The sequence below is a fragment of the Flavobacterium sp. OHVDL-2026-0007 genome (assembly GCF_059882335.1).
Window position 1 is genome coordinate 1,339,655 of the sequence record NZ_CM187612.1, and the last position, 13,648, is coordinate 1,353,302.

8 protein-coding genes are annotated in these 13,648 nt (G+C 35.8%); all 8 read right to left on the reverse strand.

The genetic code is table 11. The annotated features are described in order from the left end of the window. Positions 1–80 precede the first annotated feature (80 nt). Positions 81–2,072 (reverse strand): beta-mannosidase, encoded by a 1,992-nt coding sequence (locus tag AC51AA_RS05185; protein WP_500704669.1) that lies wholly within the window; start codon positions 2,070–2,072, stop codon positions 81–83. Positions 2,073–2,553: 481 nt separating this feature from the next. After that, the gene (locus AC51AA_RS05190; protein WP_500704670.1) at positions 2,554–4,071 is read right to left on the reverse strand and encodes a SusD/RagB family nutrient-binding outer membrane lipoprotein; all 1,518 of its coding nucleotides are present in this window, start codon (positions 4,069–4,071) and stop codon (positions 2,554–2,556) included. Between the two features lie 11 nt (positions 4,072–4,082). After that, a complete protein-coding gene (locus AC51AA_RS05195) occupies positions 4,083–7,172 on the reverse strand; it encodes a SusC/RagA family TonB-linked outer membrane protein (protein ID WP_500704671.1) in 3,090 nt (1,029 codons plus the stop codon). 850 nt (positions 7,173–8,022) lie between these two features. Then, positions 8,023–8,991 carry a type I phosphomannose isomerase catalytic subunit gene (locus tag AC51AA_RS05200; protein WP_500704672.1) on the reverse strand — a complete coding sequence of 323 codons (969 nt, stop codon included), beginning with the start codon at positions 8,989–8,991 and terminating at the stop codon, positions 8,023–8,025. 102 nt (positions 8,992–9,093) lie between these two features. Then, complete coding sequence (locus AC51AA_RS05205) at positions 9,094–11,196, reverse strand: glycoside hydrolase family 97 protein (RefSeq protein ID WP_500705610.1); 2,103 nt, start codon at positions 11,194–11,196, stop codon at positions 9,094–9,096. Between the two features lie 376 nt (positions 11,197–11,572). Further along, positions 11,573–12,481, reverse strand: a complete 909-nt coding sequence (locus AC51AA_RS05210; protein ID WP_500704673.1) for an urea transporter — start codon at positions 12,479–12,481, stop codon at positions 11,573–11,575. Between the two features lie 65 nt (positions 12,482–12,546). Next, on the reverse strand, positions 12,547–12,708 hold the full coding sequence (locus AC51AA_RS05215) for a hypothetical protein (RefSeq protein ID WP_500704674.1): 162 nt from the start codon (positions 12,706–12,708) through the stop codon (positions 12,547–12,549). A gap of 182 nt (positions 12,709–12,890) precedes the next feature. Then, positions 12,891–13,550 (reverse strand): sigma-70 family RNA polymerase sigma factor, encoded by a 660-nt coding sequence (locus AC51AA_RS05220; protein WP_500704675.1) that lies wholly within the window; start codon positions 13,548–13,550, stop codon positions 12,891–12,893. Positions 13,551–13,648 lie beyond the last annotated feature (98 nt).

The window sequence follows — 13,648 nt, forward strand, 5'->3', positions numbered from 1 at the left end:
TAACTTCCTTGAGTGATGTAGTTGTTCGCATTTCCCTTACAACCCTATTTCCCCCCTTAGTCCTTAGCGCCTCTTCTCCTTTATTTGTACCTATTTAAAACATCGTATAGCGAGTAAACGCTCACTACAGGTTTGGCTAATTTTCCTTCAAAAGAAATTACTTTTTCTTCTCCTGCTTCTAAATCGATATAATTATCACTCCATTTTCCGGTATAGCCTGCTATGGAAACATTAACATATTTAGCTGATTTTGCAGCTTTTAAAGTCACCTTATTCCCCTTTATTACCCAAGTTATTTGTGGATCTTCCAGTTTTAAGTCTATAGGACGTACGGCATCTAATTTTGCTATTACATCATCGCGGAAAGCTTCCTTGATCGCATACCAACCCGCCTTCGGTTGTCTGTTATCATAATCGGTAATACTCCAACTCGCTACTGGCCAACAATCGTTTAATTGCCAAACCAAAGTCCCCATATTGTAAGGCGCTTTGGAACGATGAATTCCAACAATATTTTTAATAGAATAATACTGTAAACACTGCGTGAGATACGTATAATCCTCGACATTCATTTTCTTTATTTTGGTGGAATCAATAAAATAACGATGCAAATAAGAATCTAATTTCATGAAACCATTACCCGCTTTTTGATGTGCTTTGAGTACATCGGAATTTAAAACACGATCCTCTGGCTTGGTAAACTTTTCGATTGACGAATAATTAGGCATCGCCTGCATACCCCACTCACTCACAAAACGACCTGTCTTTTTGTGTACCACTTCAATGTCTTCCAATCCCCACCAAGTACCCCAATAATGACTATCTCCTTGGGTAATACTTTGTTTTCTACCCCATCCAAATAACGGAGAAGAACTCACATAAGGACGCTTATTATCAACTTCTTTTACCCATTTTGGAATACTGTCTTGAAACAAACGAACATAGTCATGCCATAATTTAGTCGAATCTTGCTTGGACATTTTCATGCTCTTTTGCCATCCCCAGTTCTTAAAGGCTTCATCGGCTTCATTATTACCACACCATAAAACAATACTTTTATGATGACGAAGACGTTTCACCTGATACTGCACTTCTTTCTTTACATTGTCAAAGAAAGCATCATCTCCTGGAACCATAGTACCGGCAAACATAAAATCTTGCCAAACGTTGATCCCGTATTTATCGCATAGATCATAAAAATAATCGTCTTCATAAATTCCACCACCCCAGATACGCAACATGTTCATATTGGCATCTTTGGCCATACCCACTACTTTTTCGTATTCTTTTTTGGTCATTCTTGATAGAAATGCATCCGAAGGAATATAATTGGCTCCTTTCATATACACTGGTTTCCCATCAATCTTGAAATAAAATCCGCTACCAATACTATCGGGTTGTTGTACCAACTCAATCTTGCGATTCATCACATAGGGTTTCTCTGGCGCTTTTTTATCATAGGCTTCTAATCGTGGTGTCTTCCATATTCCACAAGTTGTGTATTTTGGTCCCCAATCCCATCCAAAATGGTACTGCGCTTTACGAACATATACGCGAGGATTATCTGGAATAACAAAAGGAAGATCTTTCTTGGCTAGCGAATCCACAACATTTTGCGCTGATTTAAATACAATCACCAAATCATTGTTTCCTGATTTGATCAATTTTTTAACATCCACGCGCCATTGACGGAACATATTATCGGCTTTCAAAACCAATTGATTGTTCAGATAAACACTAGCATAGGTATCCAATCCATCAAAAACTAATTCTGCGTTTTTCTTTTTAAGCGTGGCCGGAGTTACTTGAAAAGTAGTCTTGTATTCCCAATCCTTCTTTTCGATCCATTCTAGCTTTTTCTCATTGTCTCTATAATAAGGATCCTCAATTAATTTGTTGTTGAACAAATCCGTATGAACCTCTCCAGGAACGGTAGCAGGATACCATTTTGCCGTTTTGATTTCACGGTACTGCCAACCCTTTTGGATATCCATATTCTGCGCATTCACTCCTGATGAAAGACCCATCAGACAAACACCAACCAACCAATAAAATCTTTTTTTACATTCCATTTTATTTCGCAATATAATTATTATTTAGGCCTAATTTTTTTATTCAAAAATAGTAAAAGAAACCAACCGTTGGCAGTAAGAGAAGGATTCTTGCTCACGCAATACAGACCTTCCCTTTTTTAGGTATTGCGATCCAGAATAAGAATAACTAACAAAAATATCCCAAAATCATTTCCTTTTTAAAACTGCCCAACTTGACCTTAGTACGCTATAACAGCTTCCGTAGCTAATCCTATTTTAAGTACCATCAATTTCTTTCCTATTAAAATAATAAGTAACACTGTATGTATATTACCTCATATCCAATTCCATCTTTTTCAGCAAAAGTTATACTGTTGCGAAAAAAAAGGTATTTCAATACGTTACTGGCAATCTTTATACCCCACTGCTTATTGTTTTTATATCAAACCAAAGATAATAACTTAAAAATAAGCCGAGTGAATAAAATCCACCCGACTTATCTTAACTAACCTAACCAAATTTATTTTTTATCCCACCAAATTCTAGTAGTCATTAAATCTAACCCTTGACGTTGGATGGCTTCTTTATAATTAGCTGCATTGGTAACCAATTCAGACTGATCGTAAATTAATCTTCTTGGAATCGTTCCTTGCGTTTCTCCAAAAGCACTTTTCACAGGAACCAAAGTAGGATAACCTGTTCTTCTATATTCTGCGAAAGCTTCAAAACCATTGAAAACTAAAACAATCCATTTTTGAGTAATGATTTGCTCAATTTTTTGAGCCTCTGTACCATTGGTATTGAAAGGATGAGCCGCCATATAAGCGTCATATTCAGCACCGCTTACAGCAGCCACTTTATCTCCAAAAACAGTTAAACCTGTCATGGCTTGTTTTACTCCATCTTCATAGTACTGTTGTGCTGATTTTCCAACATTCCATCCTTTAGTTGCTGCTTCAGCCAATATGAATTGTACTTCTGCATTGGTCATTAATAAAGTTGGAGCATCTAAACGCAATACCGTTAAAGTATTTGGATCAGAAAAAACTTTTTTATCTCCACCTGGGAATTCTGTTGCATCATTTGCCAAACCTTGTTGGTCTTCAGGATTCATACTTCCTGTAGCTTCCAATTTAGCATAGATTCTCAAACGAGGATCGTTTGAATTTTTCAACATATCAATAAAAGTCTTGCTGTATTTCATTCCTGAATCACCACCTTTTAAATCATTCTGAACCCATGAAGAAGTAATTGGATTGGTTTTCACACCTTGAGGACCTGCATCATGTCTTAAGACAGCACTATCCGCATTAGAGCTGAATACTCCCTTAGCATATGCTTTCTCTACATATTGTCTTGATTTAGCAGGATCTACTTTTGACAAACGCATCGCTACTCTTAACATCAAAGAGTTTGCGAATTTTTTCCATTTTGCTACATCACTTTGGTAGAACAAATCAGCGTTACCAACAAAAGCTTTGTTAGCATCTAAAGCATCACCAGCCTCATCCAATTCTTTTAAAAGGTCGTTGTAAATCGCCTCTTGTGTATCATATTTCGGAGCAAAAATATTTCCATTGTATCCCTGACCAGCTTCGAAATAAGGAACTTCTCCGTAGGTATCGGTAAGCTTTTGAAACATGAAAACTTTCATAATTCTAGAAGCCTGAATCAAGTTGCTATTCTCTGGCGTATTAGGCACTACAGAAAGCAATTGAAAAATTTGATTCAATCCACTACCATAGGTCTCTCCAAAAAGAGATCCTGAATACTCTGATGAATAACTGTATACTGAACCTGCACCATTCACAGAAGCAACATGTTGCACAATTTGAGATGCGTAAGCCAGATTCCCTCTAGTATTAGAATAATCTTGACCGTCCATATAGATTTCAGCAAGTGTAAACATTGATTTTACTGCTGGCTTTTCTAAAGCATTTGGATTCTCATTTAATTCTGCGAATCCTTTATCACATGATGTAAAGGTCATCGCACTCACTAAGGCGATACACAATACTTTGATATATTTATTTTTCATTTTTTGTAAAATTAGAATTTGGCATTAAGTGTAAAACCATAATTTCTTGTCAAAGGCATAGAAGCTCTTTCAAGACCTTGAGCATTACTATTTGAATAGTTAGACTCTGGATCAATGTTTGGTGTTGCACTGTAAATTGTCCATAAGTTATGCGCTGAAACCGCTAAACTAATTGATTGAAATGGTGTTTTTTTGATATAATCTTTTGGGAAATTATAGGCAAAAGAAACCGATCTAAGTTTGATAAAATCTGAATCGTACACAAAGTTTTTAGTGATATCACTATAACTTCTCCAGTAATCGTAAGCCGAAACTTGTTGGTTCACTGCGTTACCATTAGGATCAGTTCCTGTTACAGCAATTCCTCCTTCACGACCAGGAAGTGTAATATCTGTAAATCCGTAACGTGTTCCTAATTGGTTAGTCGCAGAATAGATGTCTCCACCAAACTTAGCATCTATAAAAACTGATAATGTGAAATTTTTATATCTAAAATCATTGGTAAGACCCATTGAAGTAGGGGCTACACCATTTCCAGCTTTAATTAGATCACCTCTTAAGAATCGACCATCTGCACCCATCACGATATTTCCTTTATCATCTCTTAAATAATCATAAGCTTTGATAATTCCAAAAGGTTGTCCTTTTTCTAAAACTACAGAAGCTCTTGCATCTCTGTTTCCTTCTAAAGTTTTAGTGGTAATTTGATCAGACAATTTAATTACTTCACTATCATTGTAAGCAAAATTATACCCTACACCCCAAGTAAAATCATTTGTTTTAACCGCTTTTACATTCACCGCAAATTCAACTCCTCGATTCAGGATCTCTCCTACGTTGATCTTCGTTGTTCTATATCCTGACGCTAAAGAAATGTCAGCATCGGTGATATCATTAGTTGTTCTTTTGCTATAAAAAGTCAAATCAGTACTTACTCTATTGTGGAAGAAAGTATTTTCAAAACCAAATTCAATAGTACTTACATTATACGGTTTCAAGTTCTTATTTGGAACTGTATTTCCGTTGATCCCTAAAATTGGTTGACCAAGAGAATCCGTTTGTCCGTTTGGAGCTGTATAAGTCAACGCTAATGCATAAGCATCTGGTAAAGCTCCACCAACGTTACCCCATCCTGCTCTAAACTTACCATAAGACATCCATTCTGGTAAATTCATTACTTCAGAATACACAAAACTCGTGCTCACAGAAGGATAAAAAGTACTGTTGTTTTTTGGATCTAAAGTAGAGAACCAATCTTGACGTCCAGTTACGTTTAAGTATAAATAATTTTTATATCCTAAATCCGCAGAATAAAAAAGAGAGTTTACTTCACTTTCTGCAAATAATTTCTCAGTTCGTACTGGTTCTGTATTTCCGTAGAAATATTTAAAAGGTACGATGAAGTTTTTACCTTCCATGGCAATACCGCTAAATCTGTTGTGTTGACGGTTAGCACCTACAAAAGCATCCAATGAAAAGTTTTCAGACAAGTCTCCTCTGTAACCTAAATAAAAAGATGAATTTAATTCAGAACGATTTTGCATGCTGTTTTTAAAAGCACCTCTTGGCAAATAGTTAATACCTGTAGGTTCAATTTCCGTAAATTCATAATTCACATCATCAATACCTACTACTCCCTTTGCATATATTTTGTCTGTAATGTTATAATTTACTTTAGCAGAACCAATAAAACGTGTTCTTAAGTCTTCGTTTAAAGTTTCTCGCGTTGCAAAATAAGGATTGGTATTGTAATTATTTGTTCCAAAATAATCTGCTTCACCACCATCTGCATCATATGCATTACTCAACCATCTAATATCACTACTTGGGCTCAAAAATACTGTTGAAAAAGAAGCGTTTTTAGAACCATCATTCAAATATGGTCTGTTGCGACTGTCCTCAGACATATACTGAGCATTGGTTTCGATACTGATTTTTTCATTCACTTTAGAATTCAAACTCAACGACACGTTACTTCTACCAAAATTAGTTCCTGGCATAATCGATTCGTCTTTCGTATTTCCGAATGACAATCTGAAATTAGTGCTTTCATTTCCACCAGATACCGCTACAGTATTGCTAAAAGAAAACCCAGTTCTGTAGAAATTTTTAATATTGTCTTTACCGTATGCTTGATAAGGTCTAGACTGCCCATCAAGATACATAGCAGGATTACCATCGTATTTTGGTCCCCAGTTAAAGTTAAAGTACTCTCTAGCTTCATTCATACTAGTAAATCTTGTAGGAACTCCATCAACCGGTCTACCTGCTCCGTATTGATCTTGCCATTTCAAAAGACTAATTGGCGTATTGAACGTAGAGTTAGTACTAAAGTCTACTCCTAATCCTGTTCCATTTTTTCCTTTTTTGGTCGTAATCAAGATAACCCCGTTTGATCCTCTGTATCCGTATAATGCTGATGCAGCACTACCTTTTAATACAGACATCGTCGCGATATCCTCTGGATTAAAAGAAGACATACCATCTCCTCTATCCACTCCACCATACATACCTGCATTTCCTTGTTGTGTATTGTCGATCGGAATACCGTCTACTACATACAAAGGTTGGTTATTACCTGAACCAGAAGTAGCTCCACGAATTACCACACGACTAGATCCAGATGGTCCAGAAGCAGGTGCAGAAACATTCACCCCTGCAATTTTACCTTGCAAGGCATTTCCTAAGTTAACCTCTTTGGTTTTGGTAAGATCATCTCCTTTTACCTCACCTACAGCATATCCTAAACTTTTCTTTTGTTTTTTTACTCCAAATGAAGTAACCACAACATCTTTTAATTCTTGTACGTTCTCTAATAAAGTAACTGAAATTGTTTCTTCAGTTCCTTGTAACTGTACTGTTTTTGATACAAAACCCATAGAACTAACATTTAAAACGATCTTACCTGAAGGTACGTTCATCTTAAATTTTCCATCTCCATCGGTCATTCCGTAAATAGGACTACCATCTACCTCAATCGATGCAGCAATAATTCCTTTGTGCTGAGCATCTACTACTACGCCTGTTATCAATCGATTTTGAGCTATAGCACCTAAGCTACAGAACAAAACCATCCCTAACACTGCCAAAATTCGTTTCATAAGCATTCTCTTTGGTTTATTTAGTTTTCTTTTTGTTTGTGTTTATTATAAATAGTAAAAATTGAACTCAACTTTAAAACCGCATCAATAAGTCTTTCCTTATTCCATGCTATCGATCCCTAAAATCTTTAAAAAGTGTTGTTTTTACCTTTTAAAAAAGAAATCGATATAGTAAACAGGTCAAAAAAATTATGAATTACCCTTTTTGTAATTCAATTTAACTTAAATCGTTTTAGTAAAACGTTTTAGTAAAATAGGCAAAAAAAAAGAATCGCTTCCTTTCTTTTTTTTATTTTTTCTTCCTTTATCTTATTGTTAATCAAACTAATTACAGCTTAATCCACTTAGCTTTCTACAGCTTATTTTTTATTACCAACTTCATCATCCCCTACTATGTTAACTAACTATTAATCTAGTATTAACGATATCACAAATATATATAAAATTAGTTACTAAAACGATTTTGTAATTTTTTTTCTGAACAAATCATTTTTTTTAAGTGTAATAAACAAATTATCATCAGTAAAAACCGATATTTTTATCATTAATCACTTAAAGCCTATGAGGTAATTTCTAGATTTTCTCTCCAAAAACCCCCGCCAATATTAGAGTAAGGTTAATTTTATGCTAATTTCAGCGTGCAATTTAATAAAATTTTAAAAAAAACAACAATCAAAATTGTTATAATATACCCTTGTAAAATAATTTAACACATAGAGGTCTAACTGTTATGTATTGCTAAAAACAAAACCGCTTTATCGCAACGCCAAACACTAAACTTCCATGTGTTAAAAAACAAAACTCTTGTCTGGTTCAATACTTTACCTAAGGTAAAAACAGTGGCTTTTCTTTAAGAAATATACACTTCCAAAATCGAAGCAGTACCCTTTAATACAAAAGTATCCATAGCCGCAGGAATCAAGACTGTATCTCCTTTTTTATATTGATAAGTAACGTTTTCATGTTTAATTTCAAAAGCGCCTTCAATACACATATAAACCGTAAAAGTCTCTCCACTCTTGTTTACTGTAATCCCCTGCGTTAATGGAATAAAATTAGTAGTGAAATACGAACAATCAACCACCTCATTGGATTGGTTTACTACTGTTTCATAATTCTTATACGTATCTACTTTATTGTAATTAATCGCATCTAAAGCCAAATCAACATGCAACTCTCTTGTATTGCCTTGTGCATCTTTACGATCAAAATCATACAAACGGTACGTAATATCAGATGTTTGTTGAATCTCAGCCACAACCAATCCTGCCCCTATGGCATGAACCGTTCCTGTTTCCAGAAAAAACACATCGCCTGCCTTTACTTTTACATCATCTAAAATAGAAACTAAGGTTTTATTATTTAGATTTTCTACATACTCTTCCTTACTAGAATCTTCTTTAAAACCAACAATGATTCTAGCATCGGTATCTGCCTGCATCACGTACCACATTTCGGTTTTACCAAAAGAATTATGACGCTCCTTTGCTAATTCATCATTTGGATGTACTTGTATGGATAAATCCTCACGTGCATCTAAATATTTAAACAATAAAGGAAATTGATTTCCAAATCGTGAGTACACCGCTGTACCCAAAATCTCGTTTGGCGCTTGATCAATTAAGCTTGACAATGATTCCCCTTTTAAAACCCCATTTGCCACAACACTTACATCTCCCTCTACAGTAGATAATTCCCAACTCTCACCTGTGATTTTAGAAACGATCGGTTTATTAAGAACTGTTTCTAACTTTTCACCACCCCAAATTCTCTCTTTCAATATAGGCTCAAACTGCAAAGGATAAACTTTTGTACTCATTTTTTTTTATTTCTTTTAATTTAATATGGACTCTTACTTATTATATAATGGACTACTGCTGTTTTTTATTCTAACTCGATGCAAAACAGCAAGCTGTCGTTTTTATTTTATCGAAATCGCTACTCCACCACTAGAGGCTAGTTTTTGTTTTATTTTGGTTTTACTAGTCACCACCACTTTACGAATCGCATAGGATTGTGGATTGGTTTTATAATCTGCTGTTTTACCATCCCCATAAATAGTAGCTTCGAAAGACTTCCCAGCAGGCAAAAAGCTAAAATCTAGTATAGCCGTACGTGGGTTTTCATCGGTAATCCCCCCTATAAACCATTCTTCTTTTCCTTTGGTCTTTCTGGCAATGGTAATATAGTCCCCTGGCTCAGCTTCCAAAATATGGGTTTCATCCCAGTCTAAGGCAACATCTTTGATAAACTGAAAAGCATCTTTAAAACGCATATAGTTTTCAGGTAAATCCGCAGCCATCTGCAAAGGGCTATACATCGTTACATATAAAGCCAGTTGCTTGGCCAATGTTGAACTCAACTTGTGCTTCTTGTCGCCATATACCGATAAATCTCCTTGAAAAATACCTGGGGTATAATCCATTGGTCCTCCCATTAATCGTGTAAAAGGCAAGATAGTGGTATGATCTGGGTTAATTCCTTCCATAGATTCAAATTCCGTTCCTCTAGCCGATTCTTGAGCAAACCAGTTCGGATACGTACGGTGTAATCCTGTAGGGCGCACTGCTTCATGAGAATTCACCATGATTTTGCGTTTGGCTGCTTCTTTGGCTACATAGGTATAATGATTTACCAACTGTTGTCCATCATGATGCTCGCCCCTTGGAATAATTGGCCCCACATAACCGGTTTTCACCGCATTGTAGTTATTGTCCACCATAAAATCTAAAGCGTCTTTTAGTTGTCGCTCATACTCTGCCGTTGAAGAAGTCGTTTCATGATGCATCACAATTTTCACCTTCTTTTTACTGGCGTAATCACTTAACGCTTTTACATCAAAATCAGGGTAGGCTTTTGTAAAACTATAGATGCGCTCTTTCTTAAAGGCCGTATTGTCTTCCCAACCTTCATTCCATCCTTCCACCAAAACAGCATCAAAACCATTTTCGGCAGCAAAATCAATATATTCTTTGACATGTTTGGTATTGGCACCATGCGTTTTATTGGGTTTTAGTTTTGAAAAGTCAGTAGCGCCAATCACCACGTCTTGATCGTCGGAATAGGCCCAAGTAGATCCGCCTCCTGTGAAATACTCCCACCAAACACCAATATATTTAACAGGCTTAATCCAAGACGTATCCTCAAAACTACAAGGCTCATTCAAATTTAAAATCATTTTAGAAGCTAATATATCACGAGCATCATCACTAACCACTATCGTTCGCCAAGGCGTAAAGCTACCGGTCTGAATATACCCTTTGTTTCCTACTGCATCTGGAACCAAATGTGAACTCAATGAATAGGTCTTATCATCCACATTAAGACACATGGCAGGATAATTTTTCAAAGCAGCTTCATGTATATTAATATAAAGTCCAGCCTCCATCTTGATCATTAAAGGCGTTTGGGTAGCCAAATTTTTAATGGGAGCTTGTGCTGCCAAAGGAACACGCACGGCCTTTTCCACCAAAGAGTGCATCTGAGATATTTTGGAAGTCGTGTAACTGTATTCGTTGGTATCGTAATCACCCGGAATCCAGAAAAGTTTATGGTCTCCTGTTAGGTTAAACTCAGTGGTTTCTTCCTCAATGATAAAGTGACGCAAGTTATTTTGCACGGGAAATTCATATCGAAAACCCAAACCGTCATTAAACAATCGGAAATAAATCGACATTTTTCGCTTGCTCTTATCTTGAACAAGTTCTGCTTTTAATTCATTATACTGATTCTGAATTTGCTTTTGTTCGCCTAAAACAGGTGTCCAGCTCGTGTTTTCAGATTGCCTTTTTGTGGATGCAATTTGAAAATCCTTATTAAGCAGCACATTGGTTTTTATCACAAAACCCAATTTACTTTCTTTGATCACCTCTTTTTTCTTGTATACCAAGGAATAGATTGGAGTTCCTTCTTTATTTAAAGAAAACGTTAAGCTTAAATTTCCATCAGGGGATTTAAGCTCTTGTGCCTTGCTTATTCCAACAGACAACAATGCCAAAAAGCAGCTAAAAAATAGGTTTTTCATCATTTTTCAAGGTTACGACAGGTTCTAAATCGATTTAGTAAAAATAACAAAATAATTAACATTGCTCTACTTTGCCTTAAAAAAAACTTTTACACCTCATGGAGGTAGACAAGCATCTTCAAAATTTAGAATTCCCCTCCAATAAAACAAAACTCAACATGTTAACAGACAAGTTATTATACTAAAAACACACTATTACCCCTTCCCTCTATCGCTTTTAGAGTAGTACTAACGAAGCGCCATAAGTCAAAAAAATCAATAAAAATTTCCTTACATTACGCCTTTGTACTGCGCTAAAGATTAACTTAATGTAAAGAAAAAACGTCGCTAGAGCGCTTTTAATACGATCTATTCTTTCACTAAGCTTCCAAAAGAGTTAAGACAGCACTGCCTTAGTTTGCCATTTATCAATTGCTTTCTGCAAAACTAAAACGCCCCAAGTTCCTGCAACAAAAGGAAAGGTAAGCGGGGTAAAATTATAGACATTCATCGCAAAACTCACCACTAATGATAAAACCACAGCACTGAGCACCCATAGACCATCTATTATTTTGTTTCCAGCAAAAACAATCGCACACAATACGGCATTATAGCTAAATAAGCCCATCACAATACCGTCTGTAGCGCCACCATAAAAACCAGCTAAAATCCCTGCAATCAACGCAGCTACTAATCCATACAAGGCACGTATAGGCGAACAGATAAAAACGCCTATAAAAAAGGCAGCACCTGCAAAGGTACTCCCCTGAAAGATCACTTGCCCATATCCTCTTAAGGCATAGGCAAAATCATGCGGTAGAACCACAGGACTCGTTAAAGAAGCTGGAGCGGAAACCGGAACAATATTTCTTAAAAAATACAATATAGCCCAAGTCACCACTATAAAAGGAAAGGTAAAAACGGGTATTTTCTTTATACTAAACCAATGCTGTAGCATAGCTGCCAATACTGAACCAACTATTACAGCTACCCAAACAATCACTGTGGATTCAAAATAAAACAACAGGGCCACACCCACTAAGGCTGGACTAAATCCATAAATACCACTGTTGGTTGCCCCTTGATCAAAGCTTAGTGTTTTTGCAGTAAGTGTCCCAACCAAAACAGCTAAAAGAGCTGCGAGGCCCATATAGAGAGAACCGTAAAAAATTCCAACTAAAAACAAGGCACCGGTAAAAACATTTTCTTGCAGCATAATTTGCCCCATCCCCTTTAAAAGTGTCGTAAGGAAAGAAAACTGTGATCCCATTTTAGTTGTAGATTCTTCTAGTGATGTACTTGACATAGCAATAAATTAACAAGTGAAAGATTAGTGTTAAAACAAATATAACCATTAAATCATTTTATTTCCTAATCTTCCACTATATCCCTTTTAGCCCCTTTAGCCACACATCCAGCTCGATTACTTACTTTTCCTTTACAAATTTGAACAGCACTTCCTTTTTTAGAAATCGCTGAGACATTACAAAAACGACGAAAGAAGAACAGCTTTTGCACTATAAATTTAATCAAAAATAAAACAGTTTAATACATCATCCTTCAATTTAATTGAACTAAACAAAAAGCAAAAACAAAAAAAACTTAGCTCATTCTACACTATTAAGTAACTAATGTAGAATGATCCAAGTTTTAACAAGGCTATCACAACTTTAAAGTAAAGTCTTTTGTAGATAACCAATTATGAAAAATCAGTCTTATAAAATGGCTTCCTCTTGTATTTTACTCATCACCCGTAACACCATAGTATCACAATAGATCAGGTTGAACTCAAAAATTTCTGCAGGCGAATACGATTTTTCAATCTCTTTTCGCAACATCGTTTTGGCACGATTTAATCTCACTTTTACATTGGCTTCACTAATACTCAAAGCATCAGCCGTTTCTGAAACATTTAAGCCCGTTATTTCTCTTAAGGAGAAAACCATTCGGTAGTCCTTTGGAACCTGACTCAATGCCGTTTCAATAATATTTCCTAGTTCTCTGTTCATCATCATCTTATTGGTATCTGCATAGTGACCCCCTGAAAAAAGAGGTATTGCCCGCTCATTGATCTCTTTTGCACTTTCGTTCTTAAAACTAAATTTTTGCTGCTTTTTAAAGCAACAATTAAGCATAATCCTGATGATCCAGGTTTTAAAGCTGGAACGATTCTCAAATTTTCCCAAATTTGAATAAACCGCCATAAAAGTTTCCTGCATCAAGTCCTGAGTATCCTCATGATTGTAGTTGTACGCTCTACCCACTTTATACAAGTAGGGATTGTACCTCCTAATTAAAATTTCGAATAGACGAAATTCTCCCTCAATGATCTGTGTTATAATATCAGTATCTGAATATTGTTCGTGTATGTTCATGTTTTGGATCAGCAAAGTGCTACTATTAAATTCAAAGCGCTAAAAAAATATTGAGTCTACCGAGCCTGTCTCCATAGTGCAAACTCCATACTTTATAT

Coding starts and splice junctions, on each gene's coding strand:
- AC51AA_RS05195 (WP_500704671.1), bottom strand. CDS start 7,172: ATGAAACGAATTTTGGCAGTGTTAGGGATGGTTTTGTTCTGTAGCTTA.
- AC51AA_RS05210 (WP_500704673.1), bottom strand. CDS start 12,481: ATGTCAAGTACATCACTAGAAGAATCTACAACTAAAATGGGATCACAG.
- AC51AA_RS05220 (WP_500704675.1), bottom strand. CDS start 13,550: ATGAACATACACGAACAATATTCAGATACTGATATTATAACACAGATC.
- AC51AA_RS05205 (WP_500705610.1), bottom strand. CDS start 11,196: ATGAAAAACCTATTTTTTAGCTGCTTTTTGGCATTGTTGTCTGTTGGA.
- AC51AA_RS05200 (WP_500704672.1), bottom strand. CDS start 8,991: ATGAGTACAAAAGTTTATCCTTTGCAGTTTGAGCCTATATTGAAAGAG.
- AC51AA_RS05190 (WP_500704670.1), bottom strand. CDS start 4,071: ATGAAAAATAAATATATCAAAGTATTGTGTATCGCCTTAGTGAGTGCG.
- AC51AA_RS05185 (WP_500704669.1), bottom strand. CDS start 2,072: ATGGAATGTAAAAAAAGATTTTATTGGTTGGTTGGTGTTTGTCTGATG.